The organism is Limnobacter alexandrii (genome assembly GCF_005871185.1).
GTDB classification, from domain to species: domain Bacteria; phylum Pseudomonadota; class Gammaproteobacteria; order Burkholderiales; family Burkholderiaceae_B; genus Limnobacter; species Limnobacter alexandrii.
Genome location: NZ_SWKN01000007.1, coordinates 79,565 through 96,681 on the forward strand (window position 1 = coordinate 79,565; position 17,117 = coordinate 96,681).

Here is a 17,117-nt window from a genome sequence, read left to right on the forward strand (position 1 = left end):
TGATTAATCCTTAAAATAAAATTTGGTCGTATTGTATCGAATATTGCTTTAAGCAAGCTGACGATCGTTCTGAAGGTGATTGTTCAGTTTTTCTCGCCAAACCTTGGCGCGTTCGCCTTGATTGGCCGACTCATACAAACGCTCAAGCTTACCGGCCACATGGGCCGAGGGTTGTTTTGCGTACACCGCTTCAAAACGGGAAATGGCCTTGCCCCACAACTGCTCTCTCTCGCAAACATCAGCGGCCAGCTCCAGCAAACGAAGGTCGCCAGGTTGCTGGGCCAGCAGGCGTTCTACATTTGGCAGGGCCTCCCTGGGCTCAAGAACGGCAACCTGGTGATAAATCGGCAACAAATCCCTGTTGTAGTTTTGGTGCAGCGCTGTTTCCAGCAAGGTGCGCGCAGCAGTGACCAAGCCACTTCTCAGCAAACCGGCGGCAAGCATGCGCAACACACCCATGTTTTCCAGCTCGACAGGCTTCGCATTGGACAACACTTCCTGCATTTTTGCAGCGTCCTGCCCAGCGTTTTCTCCCAAACCTGCATAAATACGCAGTAGGGCCTCATTTTTTTCACCATTGGTCAGTGCGGAAACAGCAACACACGCGCGGTATTGCACCAAGGCGTCTTGCCAACGGCTCAAACCCATCAGCGCCAACATGCGCAATCGTTGAACCTGGGGCAATTTTGCAGCCAAAGGATCCATGGCTTCCAGCATGCTCAAGGCACCCGAGAAATCCTGCTTGGACAAAGCCACCTTTCCGCGCAACACTGTGAGTGCGTGGGAATGTTCACCCACTTTGGCTTTTTCCTGATTCAGGATTTCTTCAGCAATGTCGTAGCGGTCGGCCTGAATGGCAGACATTGCACGGATCAAATAACTCAAATCTGTTTCAATGCCAGTTTTACTGGCTTGGTTCAGGGCTTTGTGGGCGCCTTGTTCATCGCCAGTAATCAACGCAATCAAGCCCTGGGTGTTGGCCTTGAGCAAGGCGTTTTGCTTGCGGTTCATCCAGTATTCTTTGAATTTGCCAGGAAGCTGGCTGGATGCGCGCCACGCGCGCATGGTGACGTACAACACCAAGAACAGCAGCAAAATTGCAATTACTGCAAAGTTCAGCGACATGTCGATACGATACTGACCAAAAAAAATCAGTACCTTGGACGCATTGCCCTGCGCCATCAATGTGACTGCTACAGCCACAACAACAACCAGCAACAAACCAAGCAGTTGCTTCATTGGCGTTCCCCCTGCTGCCCCGCCACGGCCAACCTGAGCGCCGCAGAGGTGGCCTGCAATTCTGGCAACACCAAGTCAAGTTGAACTTCGCCAATTTCGGCGAGCACGTTTTGAGCGCGCTGAACCTGAATGGATTTGCCATCAAAATAGGTGTTCAGCAAGTTGCCAGATCGTTCAAGATCCGACTTTAACAACGAGGCCTGACGCGACAAAAGCGAAATGCGCGCATTCAACAACGACAATCGCAGCGTGTTGCGCAAATCAGTTTCTTGCCGACTGGACAACATCAACACCTCGGGGCTGTCTACCTTGGTCACTTCGATCAGCGATTTAATGTCGTACCAAACAGTTTGAGCGACCTGTTTTATGGACGCCCAAGCCTTTCCAAACCCTTGCTGTTGAGGCTCAGTTGTGCCGGCAGGCGGTTGTGTTTCAGACGTGGCCTGGGGTGCTGTTTCCTCAGTCAACTCGGCCAGTGTTTGGTCCGTCGTGGCTTGCACACTTGAAAGCATGGGCAAACTTTCAACAGAATTGACGACCGAATCCAGAGAAATGGCCAAACGCAACAAATCGTCACTGGGCAAAGCCTTGATCTCGGACAAGTCTTTTTCCAATGCTGTTCGCAAATTCAACAACGATGGCTTCTCGGTGCCTTCCAGCAAATCGATGGCCTGGGACAAAGCGATGGACGCGCCCTTCACGTTGCCCAACAAGTACAGCTGCCGTTTGGCAATGGATATCAACTGCTCCACTTCGCTGAGAGACACTTCCGTTCGACTGGCCAACAGGCTGTTGTAGACCTCTTCCAGGCTTGCGCGTTGGCTGGCCTCTTCTTTCTGCGCCAGTTCCAGCAAGTCAAAACGGGTTTTCAGGTCTTTTGCAAGGTCGCTGGATTTGCTGATTTCTTCTTTCACCAAATCCAGTGTGGTGGATTCTTTCTGAATCCGTTCACCGAAAGCCATGCGTGTTTTTTCAATCTGGTTTTTTCCGGCGAACGCAATTAGCAAAATCAGCACGAAGCTGACCACCGAGATAAAAAAAGCGGCTTTGCCTAACCATTGCCCGGAGGGCTGGGAATTGGCAACCGGTTTTGGGTTGGCAACGGGCGTGGCAGTGTTGGTTTGATTGTTGTTTTCCATGCTTTTCTTGTTGGATTTCAGCCATGAATTCACCGATTGTATCCCTGTTGCTATCTGGACAACATGGGCATATCCCAATTCCCTGCATTTGGCCGTGATGCGGGGGTGTGTGGTCAACACGGTGGCCTTTGCTTTCAATGCATTGAGCTGTGATTCAGATTTGCGTGCCAATTGCGAATCAAGTACCTCAATGGTTTCACTGCTGGTAATCCAAAGCACCGCGTCGGCTGTTCGCTCAAATAGGGCTTCGCACTGCGCGTCGCTTTGTTGTATCACTTTGCGGTCATAGCACTCAAGTACCGTCACGTCGTGCTTCATTTCCTCCAGTTTTCTGGGAAACTCGACACGCCCCCTTGGACCCTTGCACACCATAACGCTGCAGCTACCCGTTTCAAAATGAGTGGCAACAAGCCTGGCCAGCCCATCGGAGTCTTCACTTTCCTGATCGTTTTCACCCGAGGGGGCAATAATTTTGTCTTTGGGGATACCCAGGTCCAGGGCCAACTTCGCGCTTTGCCGGCCCATGACACCGCAATAAACACCCTCCGGCCACTGCCCCAGATTACTTACTGCAATCTCGAGCACCGAGGGGCTGACAAACACAATCAAGCGCTTGGGTTTTGCGGCACTGGCATCAAGCCAAGGTCGAATCGTTGAAATTGCCACCAAATCGGGCACCAATTCAAACACCGGGAAATACATCACATGCCCTGAATCCATTTGATCGAGCTGACGCTTCAAATCTAGGCGCTGAGTCAGATACTGATCGGGCAACTTGGGTTTGCAAACGACCAAAGTGTGAGTCATGTCCGGGAGTTATCCTTTAAATTGTTGTATGGCAGATTCAATCAAGGTCTGTGCGCCTTCTTGCAACAGGCCTTCTATGACCTGATTTGCAGCAGTTTCCCATTCCTGCAAACTTGCCTGTGCACTTTTTTCGATGACTTCCTTGCCATCCGGGCTAGCCACAAGGCCGCGCAAGGTAAAGGTTTGGGCATCATTCAGTGTGGCATATCCGGCAATTGGCACCTGGCAACTGCCGCCCAAGGCCTTGGACACTGAACGCTCAGCACTTACCAAAGCGGTACACACTGGGTCAATCAAAGGCTTTACCAACTCAGCCAGTTGCGAATCACCGGCTCGAATCTCCAGGCCCAAAGCGCCCTGCCCCACAGCCGGCAACATATCGGTGGAATCAATGACATTGCGAATTCGGGCGTGCAAACCCAAGCGTTTCAAGCCCGCGGCAGCCAACACAATGGCTTGATACTGCCCAGAATCCAGCTTGCCAAGGCGAGTATCGAGATTGCCGCGCAGTGGCTCTACTTTCAAATGTGGGTAGCGAGCCAAGACCTGAGCTTGCCTGCGCAAGCTCGAGCTGCCAACCACCGCTCCTGCCGGCAAATCAGCCAGGCTGGCATAGTCATTGGATACAAATGCATCGTGAGGGTCTTCCCGGGTCATGAAGCCCAACAGCTGAAACTCCGGGTCCACGTCCATCGGAATGTCCTTGCCGGAGTGAACGGCCAAATCAGCGCGGCCCTCAAGCAAGGCGTGCTCCAACTCTTTGATAAAAAGTCCTTTTCCGCCAATTTTTGCCAGTGAGCGATCCAGAATTTGATCGCCTTTCGTGGTCATGCCTACAATTTCAACGCCTGAAACCCCGGGCATGGCCAACAAAAGGTCTCGAACATGTTCAGCCTGCCACATGGCCAAGCGACTTTCCCTTGATGCAATTCTTATTTTCATTCAGTGTGGCGACACGGCTGGTCGTGTTTCAGTTAATAAATTTCAGTCAATTCCCCACGGCAAGGCCGTGAGAAGGCGTTTATGCCGAAAGTCTAGCACGGCAACCCCTTATAATTAGGCCCTGTTCCAAAGTGCATAAAGGATTCCCCATGTCGAACCAATGGTCCAAAAAACAGGAAGCATGGTCAGCCCGATTCAATGAACCAATGTCTGAGCTGGTCAAACGCTACACCGCGTCCGTGTTTTTTGACAAACGGCTGGCTGACTTCGACATTCAAGGTTCGCTGGCCCATGCCACCATGTTGGCTGAGTCAGGTGTCATTGCCGAGTCCGATCTTCAGGCGATTCAAAGTGGGATGTCGCAAATTCTTGATGAAATCAAGGCAGACCAATTTACCTGGCAACTTGATCTTGAAGACGTGCACCTGAATATTGAGCGCCGGCTGACCGAACTGGTTGGCGATGCAGGCAAACGCCTGCACACAGGCCGCTCTCGCAATGATCAGGTGGCCACGGACATTCGTCTGTTTTTACGCCACGAGGTGGATCGCATCCAGGGATTGTTAAAGGCACTGATCAATGCGCTGGTCACTGTGGCCGAACGCAACCACGACACTGTCATGCCCGGCTTTACCCACTTGCAGGTGGCACAACCTGTAACCTTTGGCCACCACTTGCTGGCCTATGCTGAAATGTTTGAACGCGACCTTGAGCGCATGCAAGACTGCCGCAAGCGAATTAACCGGCTACCCTTGGGCGCGGCTGCACTGGCTGGCACCACATTCCCAATCAATCGCAACCGCACCGCAGAGTTGCTTGAATTTGACGCGCCCACGCGCAACAGCCTCGACTCGGTTTCCGATCGGGACTTTGCCATTGAGTTTTGCTCGGCCAGCAGCATTCTGATGATGCACATGTCGCGCCTGTCTGAAGAACTGATTATCTGGATGAGCCAGCGTTACGCGTTTATCGATCTTCCCGATCGCTTCTGCACCGGTTCGTCCATCATGCCGCAAAAGAAAAACCCGGATGTGCCTGAACTTGCGCGTGGTAAAACCGGCCGTGTTTACGGCCATCTAATGGGACTGCTCACTTTGATGAAAGGGCAACCCTTGGCCTACAACAAGGACAACCAGGAAGACAAAGAACCTTTGTTCGACACAGTCGATACGGTGGTCGACACGCTCACGATTTTTGCTGAAATGGTCGAGGGCATTCAAGTAAAAGCCAGCAATATGCGTGCAGCCACACTGGAAGGCTATGCCACTGCAACCGATCTGGCGGATGCCTTGGTAAAACGCGGCATGCCCTTCCGCGATGCACATGAGGCGGTAGCCCGCGCCGTGCGCTATTGCGACACCCAGCAATGCGGGCTGGAGGCCCTGACAGTGGCACAACTGCAAGAGGCGCTGAAATTGACCGAGTTGGGCTACAGTGACGATTTGGTGAATCAGGCGTTGTGCGCCGTGCTTACGCTGGAAGGCTCGCTTCAAGCGCGTAACCACATTGGCGGAACCAATCCAGAGCAAGTCAAAGCCGCCGCAGCGGAAACCCGCAAACGGTTGGGTTTATAAAGTTGAAAGGCTTACTGGCCATTTCACGCGGCATCGACCGCTTGAACACCCGGCTGGGATTGGCCGTGGGTTGGTTGATCTTGATCACAACCCTGGTGTCTGCCTACAACGCAGTCGTTCGTAAGGTGTTCGATACCAGCAGCAATGGCCTGCTTGAAATTCAGTGGTATTTGTTTGGTGCCGTGTTTCTGCTGGGCGCCGCCTATACCCTGCAACAGAACGCCCATGTGCGTATCGACGTAGTAGCGAGCCGCCTCACCGAGGCTACCCGCGCCTGGATTGACATTGTGGGGCATTTATTTTTCACGCTGCCATTGATCGGTTTTGTCGTTGTCTCTGGTTGGGACTTTGCCTATGAATCATTTCGAATCAATGAATACTCTGCCGACCCCGGTGGTTTGATTCGCTGGCCAGCCAAGGCATTAATCGTCGTGGGTTTCGCACTCCTTGGCTTGCAAGTGTGCTCGGAAATCATCAAGAAGATTGCCGTCATCAGGGGACATACCACGCCATGCCAATAATCCCGGTCGAGTGGTTGGCCCCCCTTATGTTCGCAGTCTTAATACTGTTCATGATCAGCGGCTTTCCCGTGGCATTTGCCTTGGCTGCAAACGGGCTTTTGTTTGGTTATATTGCCATCGAGCAAGGGCTGATGAATGTAGCCCTGCTGCAAGCACTGCCTGATCGAATTTTCGGAATCATGAGCAACGACACACTGCTTGCCATTCCGTTTTTCACCTTCATGGGATTGGTGCTTGAGCGCAGCGGCATGGCTGAAGACTTGCTGGAAACAATTGGTCAGCTTTTTGGTCGTGTACGCGGCGGTTTGGCCTATGCCGTGGTGTTGGTGGGCGCCCTGCTTGCAGCGACAACAGGCGTTGTTGCTGCCTCGGTAATTTCGATGGGGCTAATCTCCTTGCCCATCATGTTGAAGTACGGCTACAGCCAATCAGTATCCACTGGGGTAATCGCAGCCTCGGGCACCCTGGCGCAAATTCTGCCTCCATCGCTGGTGCTGATTGTCATGGCCGATCAACTCGGGGTATCAGTGGGGGCCATGTACCAAGGCGCGCTTGTTCCTGCGCTGTTGCTGGTCCTGCTCTACATCGGATATGTGTTTTTAGTTACCCGAATTCAAAAAAACGCTCTACCCGCTTTGCCTCCAGAAGCTTGTTATCTGGGTCAAGGCAATTCAGCGCTGCGAATACTGAAGGCAGTTATTTTCGTGTTAATGCCTCCATTGGCCTTGGTATTTTTGGTTTTGGGTACCATTTTTCTTGGTATCGCCACGCCCACTGAGGGCGGTGCAATGGGCGCCGTTGGCGCTTTGTTGATTGCGGCTTCCAAGAAACGGCTTAGTCTGGATTTGCTGAAACAATCAATCGATTCCACAACCAAGCTTTCTTGTTTTGTGTTGTTTATTTTGATTGGCTCTACGGTGTTCGGCCTGACTTTCAGGGCTGTTGAAGGCGACCTGTGGGTAGAGCATTTGATGGGCGACTTGCCCGGCGGTGAACTTGGATTCTTGATCGCTGTTCAAATATTGATTTTCGTATTGGGCTTTTTTCTGGATTTCTTTGAAATTGCCTTCATCGTCATTCCATTGCTTGTGCCTGTGGCTGACAAACTGGGTGTTGACCTGGTGTGGTTCGGGGTCATGATTGCCATGAACATGCAAACCTCTTTCCTTACCCCACCTTTCGGTTTTTCATTGTTTTACCTCAAATCCGTGACACCCAAGGTGGTCAAAACGCTCGAAATTTACAAGGGTTCATTACCTTTTATCGCCTTGCAGTTGCTCATGGTGGTGCTTATTTTCGCGTTTCCCCAACTGGTAAGCCAGGAAGAAAAGGTGAAGTACGAGGACAGCCCATTGCAGCTGAACCTGCCCGTGCAAAATTACGGCGCTGGGAATGACCCTGCAGAACAACAACCTTTTGTACCCAGCTTTAGCGAGTAATCGCAGGGCAACTTGCTAATTCATCGAGCCAGTTTTTTCGAATTCAACGCGACAACTTCAGCCTTGTTTGAAATTCGATCGGCAAGTTCGAGCACGAATACTGTGCCGCCTTCTTTCACATTGCACATGGACAAATTCCATTCCATTTCCTGGCAAAGGCGCTTGACCACATACAAGCCAATGCCAGTTTTGGGAAGGTCACTGCCAAAAGTCGAAAACTTCGAGGCTCGATCATGAAGAATATCTTCCTGAATTCCTGGGCCTGAATCTTTGACCGTGAACCGGTGAATGCCACCATGACGTCGATAGGAAAAGGCCACCCCGCCCTCCTGCGTGTGTTCGACTGCATTGAATACCAAATTGCCCATCACCCGCTTCAGTCGCCTTGTATCGGTGTGAATCAGGAACTCTTCAACATCTACGGTAAAAGTCAGTCCTTTGGTTTCAGCCAACTGCCCCATCCACCCTTCAAGCGATTTGCAAAGTTCGGTACTGGAAATACTCTCGATCCGTTTTTCACGTTGCTCTCCCAACTCCAGCCTGGTGGCCTCCAGCATGTTTTCGGCCAAATCATGAAGCCAGCGCTGACAGCTGGTCATTTGGCGAATGACCTGATTGGACGCAGTGTGTTGCTGGAAGGTGTCCAGCGACGGGTGACCAACCAGCAAGCCTAGCGCATGCAAGGGTTGGCGCATGTCATGTTGAACACCCGCCAACCAGCGCAAACGCTCTTTCCACTCGCTTAAAACGCCATGCTTGGCATTTCGCCATCGCGCCTGCTGACTTCGGCGATTTTGAATTCGTTGTTTGGCAATGCTGTACCGGTGTTGCCTTTCAAGCAAAACCGCCAACAAAGTAAATGGAGTCACCCAACACAGTACGGCAAAGCTGAGGTGCTGCCAGTTCAGCGACAACACCCACCCACCAAAGGCAGAAACAAAAACCAGAAACCAAAGTTTTTCAGTGGGAGGCACCCGAAATGCTCGCCTGCAAGACACCTTGGCATTGAGCAGGCAACCGCTGATAAATGCGATATAGGCCAATTGAGCCTGAGCACCTGTGTCCAGCCCCAGCAACTGAAAAGACAAGGGCAACAAACACAGCGAAGCGAGTAGACACGCATCATAATGCTGCTGCACCCATGCACTGAGGCGATTGATTTGTCTCATTGTGCGAGGCTTAATCGGAATAAACCTCATCGGTTTTTTGTTCCTGCCATGCACGGTACAACATGGCTGCCTCCAGGCGGTTACGGGCATTCAGGCGAGCCAGAATACTTCGAACGTGGGTTTTCACGGTTTCGGGAGACAAGCCCAAATTCTGGGCAATTTCATGATTGGACTCGCCTTTTGCAATTCGATACAACACAGACACTTGACGCTCTGTGATTCGAGCCATTCGCTGCCCAATCGTAAATCCACTTGCATGCTGCGTTTTTTGACTGATTTGGTCAGTCCAGTTGTTGCGCCGCAAGCGCAGCACCATGCTGTCAAGCACGCTCAACACCCGGTCTTGGGTAATGCCTTTGGAGACAAACTCTGTTTCTGGATATTCATCAGCCATGTCACCCAAAATTTCTTCATTGCCTGAAATGACCAGCGTACGGCTATAGTCAAAAGTTTCGAGTGCAGTTTCAAGCACTTTTTCGGGCGCCATGTCGGGCAAACCCAAGTCGAGAAGCACAAGGTCTGGTTGCTCAAAACGGCTGTGCTCCAGCGCAGGCCCAATTCGGCTGAACAGCTTGACCTCGAGATCGGTGTAGCGCGAATTCATGATGTCGCGCAAAGCCATGGCAATAATTGGGTGATCATCAATAATAAATACGCGTAGCTGATTAGGAGTCGACATAATTTGTCCCATACAAGTCAAGTGTCAGAAACTGTCATTCAGAACTGAATAGTGCCCATGCCATTCATTACGACAGTCAAAGGAAGTGCGAACAACCCCGATCGGGGCGACACTGCGTTGGGTGACTTGCGCTGGGCTTTTGGTTCCATTAAACGAAAAAGAGCGGCCAGTCAGCCGCTCTTTATATCTGACCACCGTTGAGTAGGTCAAAAACTTACTTCGATCTGGGTATGTATGAGGCCATGGAATTTTCAGCGACCCTGAACCAGTTGTTCTGGTCATTGCGGAAACGGTTCCACGAGGTGAATATTTTTTTGAATTGCGGATTGTTTTTCGATTCGTCGGCGTAAAGCTTCTCAGATTCCTTGTAGGCAGCGTCAAGAATGTCGCGTGGATAAATTCGAAGCTGTGCACCGGCCTGAATCAATCGACTCAACGCAGCAGGGTTTTTGGCATCGTATTCAGCTGTCATGGTGACATTCACTTCGGCTGCGGCTACCTCTAGCGCGGCCTGATAACTTTTGGGCAGTTTGTTCCAGGCATCCAGATTGATGTAAAAACTCAAAGACGGGCCTGGCTCCCAAAACCCCGGGTAGTAATAAAACTTGGCCACTTTCTGAAAGCCCAGTTTTTCATCGTCATACGGACCAACCCACTCGGCGGCATCAATGGTGCCTTTTTCCAAAGCGGGGTAAATATCGCCACCAGCAATGGTCTGCGGTACCGCACCCAAAGCGGCCATGATTTTGCCGCCAAACCCGGGTATCCGAACTTTCAGACCTTTCAGGTCGTTCAGGTTTTTCACTTCCTTGCGCCACCAGCCGCCCATTTGGGTTCCAGTGTTTCCGCCAGGAAAATTAATGATGTTGTAACCCTTCAAAAATTCGCGGGTCATTTGCAAACCACCCCCGTGATAAAGCCAGGCGTTCTGTTGGCGTGCGGTCAGGCCAAAAGGCAAGCCAGCCTCAAATGCGAATGCAGCATCTTTTCCCACGTAGTAGTAGCCGGCGGTATGGCCGCACTCCACAGTGCCACGCTGCACAGCATCCAGCACCTGCAAGCCAGGCACAATTTCGCCTGCAGCGAAGGGGCGAATATCGAACTTGCCTCCGGTTAATTCAGACACCCGTTTGGCCAACTGGGGGGCGGCGCCCCACAAGGCATCAAGGCTTTTGGGGAAGCTGGAGGTAAGCCGCCAGCGAATGCTTGGCCCATCGGCAGCCAAGGCGTTTGCACCTGTGGCAGCGGCAGTGCCTGCAGCGGCGCCCAAACCCGCTTTTTTAAGAAAGGAACGACGTTCCATTGCTTGGTCTCCTTTTGTTTTAATTCCCTGCAACGGTCATGGACTCAATCAAAATACTGCCGACATGCTTGCTGCCTCGCCAATAGGCATCGTCGCCCACGGCCACAATATTGGCCAGCATGTCTTTCAAATTGCCGGCAATGGTAATTTCTTCAACGGGGTGAACAATAATGCCATTCTCAACCCAGTAGCCAAATGCACCGCGTGAATAATCGCCGGTAACACCATTCACCCCCTGCCCCATCATTTCGGTAACCAGCAGGCCGGTACCCATGGTTTTCAGCAGCGCATCAAGCCCACCTGAAACTGTTTTGCTAGAGCTGAGAATGAGGTTGTGAGTGCCTCCTGCATTGCCCGTGGTTTCCATGCCCAATTTACGGGCTGAATAACTGGACAGGAAATAACCGTTGCACACACCTTTTTTCACCACGGTGCGAGCCTTCACTTTCACGCCTTCCTCGTCGAATGGCGAGCTGCCATGTGCACCTTCAATGAACGGATCTTCCTTGATGGTGATGTGCGGTGCCCATACCTGCTTGCCCAGCGAATTCAATAAAAAGCTGGTTTTGCGATACAGCGAAGAGCCCGACACTGCACCCACATAATGACTTAACAAACTTGCTGCAATGGGTGCTTCAAAAATGACCGGGCAGTTGCGTGTGGTAATTGGTTTAGAACCCAAGCGAGCCAAGGCACGTTGTGCGGCGTAAGCGCCAATTTTTGCAGGCTTGGCCAGGTCTTTGGCTTTGCGCTCGGAGGAATACCAAAAATCGCGCTGCATGGGGCTGTCTTTCGATTTCTTGGCCTGCGCAATGGGAGAAACCGACAAGGAGTGACGTGAATAGGGATAACCACCTTTGAAACCCTTGCTGTTGGCTGCGAAAAAGTGCCCGGACTCTGTGGACACATTGGCACCGTCTGAATTTCGAATGTGCTTGCTGACATCAAAAGCTGCCTGCTCCATGGCCAAGGCTTTCTCAACGGCCTTCGCAGTGCTCAAATTCCACGGGTGGTACAAATCCAGATCACGATGGCGCCTTGAGATATTTTCTTCATCGGGCAAACCGGCGAATTTGTCCGCAGCTGTATATTTTGCAATGTCCAGGGCTGCGCGAATGGCTGAATCAATTGCTTCCAGCGAGAAATCAGAAGACGATGCGTTTCCCCGCTTTTTACCCTTGAACACGCTCACGCCAAAGCTTTTGTCACGTGTGTGTTCGATGGTTTCAATTTCACCCATGCGCACGCTGACCGACTGGCCCACCGCCTCGCTGATGTCGACCGCGCAATCGGTGGCCCCCAGCGACTTGGCTTTTTTCAATGCGTATTCGGTTAATTCCTGAAATGTCTCGGATTTAAAGCTAAAGCCCATATTGCCCTGCGAAAAATGCTGCCAAAAATGGCTAATATACAGCCCATGGAACCAGAAAACGACAAACAGGGCGAGTTTGAAGAATATGATCGCCCCAGCAAGTCCGCAGTCAAGCGAGACATGCTGGCCCTGCAAGATTTGGGCAAAACCTTGTGCGAAATGCCTTATGACAAAGTCAAACGGGCACCGATCGGCGAACGCCTGCTTCTCGAAATCGCAGAATTTCACAAATGCAAATCATTTGGTGCTAAAAAGCGGCAAATGCAATTCATTGGCAAACTGATGCGTGACGAAGAGCACGAGGAAATTCAGGCTTGGGTCAACGGTGAAACCGTTGAGCAAAAACTGAAAGTGCTGCACTTGCACGCGGCTGAACAGTGGCGCGATCGCCTGATTGAAGAACCGGGTTTGCTGGCCACTTTCATTGAGAGTTACCCCGCTGCCGCGCGGGAAAACCTGAATCCGATTATTCGCCAAGCCGTTCAGGAACGCGCCGCCAAAAAGGCACCGCGCAATTTCCGCCAGTTGTTCCAGATCATTTACCGTTTGATCGAAGAGAAAGCCGAGGAAGATGAAGCATGAGTTTTGATGCCGTAAAAATTGGTTTGGTGTCGGTAAGCGACCGTGCATCCGCTGGTGTCTATCAAGACCAAGGTATTCCAAGCCTGAAAACCTGGTTGCAAAACGCCTTGCTGAACCCGATTGAATTTGTTGAAGTGTTGATTCCAGACGAACAGGCGGAAATTGAGAACGCCTTGAAAAAGCTGGCGGATGAACACCACTGCAACCTGATTTGTACAACCGGTGGCACAGGCCCCGCCAAACGCGATGTCACTCCGGAAGCAACACTTGCCGTGGCCCACAAGGAAATGCCGGGTTTTGGCGAGCAAATGCGGCAAATCAGCTTGCATTTTGTACCCACGGCGATATTGTCACGCCAAGTTGCGGTAATTCGCGGTGAAAGTCTTATTTTGAACTTGCCAGGCCAACCCAAAGCCATTGCGGAAACCCTGGAAGGTTTGAAAGACAAAGAAGGCAACAGCCTTGTGAAAGGTATTTTCGCAGCTGTGCCCTATTGCATTGACCTGATCGGCGGCCCCTACATTGAAACCAATGAAGCCGTGATCAAGGCGTTTCGGCCGAAGTCGGCCCTACGAAAGCCCGTAGAAGGAAATACACCATGAGCCAGGGTTCAAAAATTGAGTGCGTTGTTGTTGAAACCGGCCCCAAACCCGCCGCCTGTGTAGTTTGGTTGCATGGCCTGGGTGCGGACGGCTACGACTTCGTTCCCATTGTCAAAGAACTTGAACAAATGGGTTTGCCCGACACTCGTTTTGTATTTCCCCATGCACCGAAAATTCCCGTCAGCATCAACGGCGGCTATGTGATGCGTGCCTGGTACGACATTAAAAATGTTGATTTGCAGCGTCAGGAAGACGAAGGCGGCATACGACAAAGCGAGGCCATGATTGGTCAGTTGATCGAAGATCAAATTGCGCTTGGCTTTTCGCCTGGAAAAATTGTGTTGGCTGGTTTTTCCCAAGGTGGGGCAATTGCTTACCAGCTTGGTTTGCGAACAAGCCACAAACTGGCAGGCTTAATTGCCTTGTCCACCTACCTGCCTTGTGAAAACACCCTGGATTCTGAATTGAACCCGGCCAATCTGGCTATTCCTGTACTGGCAGCACATGGTGAGCAAGACAACATTGTTTTGATGGAACGCGGGGAAAAAGCAGTGAAACTACTGCAAAGCAAAGGCATGAATGTTCAATGGCACACCTACCCCATGGCGCATTCGGTTTGCGGTGAAGAAGTGGTTGAAATTGCCAATTTCTTAAAGCGCATACTTTGAATTAATACTGTATAAATAAACAGCCGTTTTAATGTATACTTGAGTTTAGTAATAACCAAGCAGGTGTACTTATGCCAGCGCAAGCGCAACAGCTGATTTCGATTATTGAACTGGAACGCGCAATCAATTATTGGCGCTCGAAATATCCTTCATCCAGGGACACCATGACGCTCTGTCCCCAAGCATCCTGCCTCGCAGAGCTATACGCCCGCATGATCATTTTTCAGACACACGAAATTTCGATTGCCGAGTTTTCAGCCAAGGCCAAAAAAGCACTCCGAGAGGCCGAACAGGCCTACGCAGGTCGACAAAATCAGGCTGCCTGAATCTCAAACATTCATGAAGCTTAGTTTGCGCGGCTTAGCAACAAGTGGGCAGCGCTCCACAACTGGCTTGAAACCGGCGCATTGCATGGCCCTTTTAGCTGACTGATTTGCCAGCCATTGGCACCCGCGCGTCGCAATTCCAATGTGCCGCGCTGTGGGCTGTGTCCTTTGATCTGTAAATGAAAAATACAGATATCACCTGCCATACATCGGTCTATGTAGGATGGCACGCAATGGTGCATCTTTTTGGCTTCATTCAACAGCGCATTCAAGGAGTTCAATTCAATAAACTCGATGTTGTCACCCAAACTGCCCATGCCCAGAATTTCAGGCCAAAACACATTCTGGCGACCAAGGTCCAAATCCAGTTCAACCAAATGCCAATGCGCCTGGCGGGCCATTAAAGTGTCGTATGTCCAGTTTCTGGAAATAAGTACCGGGCGTTTGGTCACACTGGCGGCGCTACCCAGCAACCAGTCTGTAATCAGGGGAAACTCTTCCAGCTCCAGCTCTCTGCGATGCTCAAGCTTCAAGTTGCTCTCGCGGCGCTCCAATGCAAGCCGGGTTCCCCGCAAAATATTCAAGGCTGCCACCGTATTCAAATTCTCGTGGTTGCGCCTGAGCCATGTACTTAAACCCCCAAAACCGAGCAAGGCGGAGGTTTGCTTGTCCACCCAGGAAATCGGAATTGCTCTGTCCACTGCAGCGTGAAAATTCACCCAACTCAGGTGGCTCAATTGCCCCCAATTAATGCGGGCAATGTAAGCGGTCTTTTGATGGGTCAACCATCGCCAGGTTTGCTGGTTCATGCCTTGCGCCAACATTCGGTTTTTGACCACTTGCCAATTGGGTAAATTGCTCCACATGCCGCGGTCTTGGGCCAGCAATGGTGCCAATGCCAGGTTTTCATTCAACCGGTCCTGAAGAACAGTTTTAAAAGCAGCCACTTGGCTTAAATCTAGCAAGGTGGTGTGTTTGGGTACAACTCGCAAAGCCAACTTGAACACATGTGCACCGTAGCGTCGGCGAATTGCACTGGTCCATGCTCTTTGAATGTCGTTCAGGCTGGCCGCTTCAAGTGGAAAATTCAAATCGACGTTTTGCAAACTATTCGGGATCTGAATACTGGGCGGTGCTTGCCACACCGAACGCATCAATTCCGATTTCAAGTTCCATGCCGCCTCATCTGACAAAACCACGCTGCAAGATTCTGCAAGTTTTGCACGGGCTTTCATGCCCCATTCAAAATAAAGCCCGGTTCTGGTGCTCACCAAACGCGCAGGCAGTTGCAGCGACTTAAGTCGCGGTATGCTGGTGGCTGTGTTCAATTCAAAATCTAACAAAGGGCGCATGATGGACAACAAGGCAGAAGAACCCGTCAACATTGAGATCTTACAGCAAGGCGAGATCTGGAAAATTTCCATCAATCGACCCGAGGCTCGCAATTGCGTTGATCGATACACCGCCGACCAGCTTGAAAAAGCGTTTCAGTCATTCGAAACGGATGCCTCGGCACGCGTTGCCATTTTGACTGGCGAGGGTGGCAATTTTTGTGCAGGTGCAGACTTGAAAGCAGTTGCATCGGGCGACCCAAGCCGCGTCAATCGCATGGAACGGCACGGCGCTGGCCCCATGGGGATAAGTCGCATGGAGTTGAGTAAACCAGTGATTGCTGCAGTGTCTGGCTACTGCGTGGCAGGCGGCTTGGAGTTGGCAGCGTGGTGTGACATGCGCGTTGCTGATAGCACAGCCGTATTTGGTGTTTTTTGCCGACGCTTTGGCGTGCCTTTGATTGATGGCGGCACTGTGCGTTTGCCACGTTTAATTGGTCAAAGCCGGGCCATTGACATGATTTTGACTGGTCGACCTGTTGAAGCCGCAGAGGCATTTTCATGGGGATTGGCCAACCGGTTTGAAAAAGAACGTACAGCCCTGCAAGGCGCTATTGAATTGGCCAGCTTGTTAAGCAAACACCCGCAAACCTGCATGCGCAACGACAGACAAAGCGTATTAACCCAGTGGGGATTTGGTGAACGTGAAGCACTGGAAGAGGAGTTTGAGTTTGGGCTGAATACCCTGAGTTCTGGCGAAACGGTTGAAGGCGCAACGGCATTCAAGGAAGGTTCGGGCCGCCATGGCGAAACCATTCAGCAGGCTAATTAGTTCAGGCTGACAATTACGCCAAACTGTGCAGAGTTGGACACCCGGCGAGAATCGGCTGCGGTTGAATACGTATTGGACTCCATGCCGAAAAACCAGTTGGCCATACCGCCGCGATGGGTCAGCAAATACAACCCCTGGGTTTCACTGTTCAGCGTTGCGCTGGACAAGCGACCCGGGGTGTAGACAAGACTCAGGTTTTCTTGCAGGGAAACCTGCACGCCACCGTAAATCGCTTTTATAGATGACTCTGATTCTGCTTCGGAAACCACCAAACCAGTTTTTGAGGGGTTGCCGCCTGATCGAACAACTGCCCCCTCGTGAACCAACACACCTCTGAACAAATTCACTTTGCCCAACAGGCTTGATGCTGGCATTGTTTGTTTCGGAGTTGCAGCGGGCGCTGCGACTGAACGCGTCCCAAGTTTTCCGCTTACTTTCAAGGAAAGTGGTTCAGCGGCGCTGACCCCGCCCAAGTAAAAATACCCTGTCGTCAAAGCAAGTGTAATCAAAGCCAGCTGTTTTGAGCCAATTAGCGCCATGACACACCCCCCTTTCCATACAGAACTTTACTTACTTCAATTAACGGTCACCT

At 51.4% G+C, this 17,117-nt stretch carries 17 protein-coding genes; 8 read left to right on the plus strand and 9 right to left on the minus strand.

All coding sequences use genetic code 11. From position 1 onward, the window contains the following. Nucleotides 1–48 precede the first annotated feature (48 nt). The 3 genes from FCS97_RS07745 to hemC are packed head-to-tail and all read right to left on the minus strand — an operon-like array spanning nt 49 to nt 4,127. Entirely contained in the window at nt 49–1,239 is a 1,191-nt protein-coding gene (locus FCS97_RS07745; RefSeq protein WP_138517886.1) for a heme biosynthesis HemY N-terminal domain-containing protein, read from the minus strand. Further along, entirely contained in the window at nt 1,236–3,185 is a 1,950-nt protein-coding gene (locus tag FCS97_RS07750) for a uroporphyrinogen-III C-methyltransferase (RefSeq protein WP_138517887.1), read from the minus strand. The genes FCS97_RS07745 and FCS97_RS07750 overlap by 4 nt, the downstream gene beginning before the upstream one ends. A 9-nt stretch (nt 3,186–3,194) precedes the next feature. Beyond that, nucleotides 3,195–4,127, minus strand: coding sequence for a hydroxymethylbilane synthase (gene hemC, locus FCS97_RS07755; RefSeq protein ID WP_138517888.1), 933 nt, complete (start codon nt 4,125–4,127; stop codon nt 3,195–3,197). A gap of 149 nt (nt 4,128–4,276) precedes the next feature. Between hemC and argH the strand changes: the two genes are divergently transcribed. Genes argH through FCS97_RS07770 form a run of 3 tightly spaced genes read left to right on the plus strand, consistent with a single transcriptional unit; the run spans nt 4,277 to nt 7,661 of the window. Beyond that, a complete protein-coding gene (argH, locus tag FCS97_RS07760; RefSeq protein ID WP_138517889.1) occupies nt 4,277–5,701 on the plus strand; it encodes an argininosuccinate lyase in 1,425 nt (474 codons plus the stop codon). Nucleotides 5,702–5,703: 2 nt separating this feature from the next. Continuing rightward, the gene (locus FCS97_RS07765) at nt 5,704–6,222 is read left to right on the plus strand and encodes a TRAP transporter small permease subunit (RefSeq protein WP_138517890.1); all 519 of its coding nucleotides are present in this window, start codon (nt 5,704–5,706) and stop codon (nt 6,220–6,222) included. Next, entirely contained in the window at nt 6,213–7,661 is a 1,449-nt protein-coding gene (locus FCS97_RS07770) for a TRAP transporter large permease (RefSeq protein ID WP_138517891.1), read from the plus strand. Before FCS97_RS07765 ends, FCS97_RS07770 begins: the two co-directional genes overlap by 10 nt. A 20-nt stretch (nt 7,662–7,681) precedes the next feature. On the opposite strand, the gene FCS97_RS07775 is transcribed toward FCS97_RS07770, so the two are convergent. The 4 genes from FCS97_RS07775 to pmbA all read right to left on the minus strand — a co-directional run bounded on the left by FCS97_RS07775 (nt 7,682) and on the right by pmbA (nt 12,184). Continuing rightward, nucleotides 7,682–8,830, minus strand: a complete 1,149-nt coding sequence (locus FCS97_RS07775) for a sensor histidine kinase (protein WP_171035223.1) — start codon at nt 8,828–8,830, stop codon at nt 7,682–7,684. Nucleotides 8,831–8,840: 10 nt separating this feature from the next. Then, nucleotides 8,841–9,509 (minus strand): response regulator transcription factor, encoded by a 669-nt coding sequence (locus tag FCS97_RS07780; protein ID WP_171035224.1) that lies wholly within the window; start codon nt 9,507–9,509, stop codon nt 8,841–8,843. A 214-nt stretch (nt 9,510–9,723) separates the two neighbouring features. Next, the gene (locus tag FCS97_RS07785; RefSeq protein WP_138517894.1) at nt 9,724–10,812 is read right to left on the minus strand and encodes a TRAP transporter substrate-binding protein; all 1,089 of its coding nucleotides are present in this window, start codon (nt 10,810–10,812) and stop codon (nt 9,724–9,726) included. Nucleotides 10,813–10,831: 19 nt separating this feature from the next. Then, a complete protein-coding gene (gene pmbA, locus FCS97_RS07790; RefSeq protein ID WP_138517895.1) occupies nt 10,832–12,184 on the minus strand; it encodes a metalloprotease PmbA in 1,353 nt (450 codons plus the stop codon). 27 nt (nt 12,185–12,211) lie between these two features. On the opposite strand from pmbA, the gene yjgA reads away from it, so the two are divergent. From yjgA to FCS97_RS07810, 4 genes are all read left to right on the plus strand, one after another. Next, entirely contained in the window at nt 12,212–12,766 is a 555-nt protein-coding gene (yjgA, locus tag FCS97_RS07795; RefSeq protein ID WP_171035225.1) for a ribosome biogenesis factor YjgA, read from the plus strand. Then, nucleotides 12,763–13,368, plus strand: a complete 606-nt coding sequence (mog, locus tag FCS97_RS07800) for a molybdopterin adenylyltransferase (protein WP_138517897.1) — start codon at nt 12,763–12,765, stop codon at nt 13,366–13,368. Before yjgA ends, mog begins: the two co-directional genes overlap by 4 nt. Further along, entirely contained in the window at nt 13,365–14,036 is a 672-nt protein-coding gene (locus tag FCS97_RS07805) for an alpha/beta hydrolase (RefSeq protein WP_138517898.1), read from the plus strand. The genes mog and FCS97_RS07805 overlap by 4 nt, the downstream gene beginning before the upstream one ends. Before the next feature lie 71 nt (nt 14,037–14,107). Beyond that, nucleotides 14,108–14,362, plus strand: a complete 255-nt coding sequence (locus FCS97_RS07810; RefSeq protein WP_138517899.1) for a DUF3717 domain-containing protein — start codon at nt 14,108–14,110, stop codon at nt 14,360–14,362. Between the two features lie 20 nt (nt 14,363–14,382). Here the strand turns inward: FCS97_RS07810 and FCS97_RS07815 are convergent, their stop codons facing one another. Continuing rightward, a complete protein-coding gene (locus FCS97_RS07815; protein ID WP_212746459.1) occupies nt 14,383–15,714 on the minus strand; it encodes a PcfJ domain-containing protein in 1,332 nt (443 codons plus the stop codon). Between FCS97_RS07815 and FCS97_RS07820 the strand changes: the two genes are divergently transcribed. Next, the gene (locus FCS97_RS07820) at nt 15,713–16,525 is read left to right on the plus strand and encodes a crotonase/enoyl-CoA hydratase family protein (RefSeq protein ID WP_138517901.1); all 813 of its coding nucleotides are present in this window, start codon (nt 15,713–15,715) and stop codon (nt 16,523–16,525) included. The two genes, FCS97_RS07815 and FCS97_RS07820, sit on opposite strands and share 2 nt — an antisense overlap. Here FCS97_RS07820 and FCS97_RS07825 read toward each other — a convergent pair. Then, a complete protein-coding gene (locus tag FCS97_RS07825; protein WP_138517902.1) occupies nt 16,522–17,064 on the minus strand; it encodes a hypothetical protein in 543 nt (180 codons plus the stop codon). The two genes, FCS97_RS07820 and FCS97_RS07825, sit on opposite strands and share 4 nt — an antisense overlap. Nucleotides 17,065–17,117: the final 53 nt, after the last annotated feature.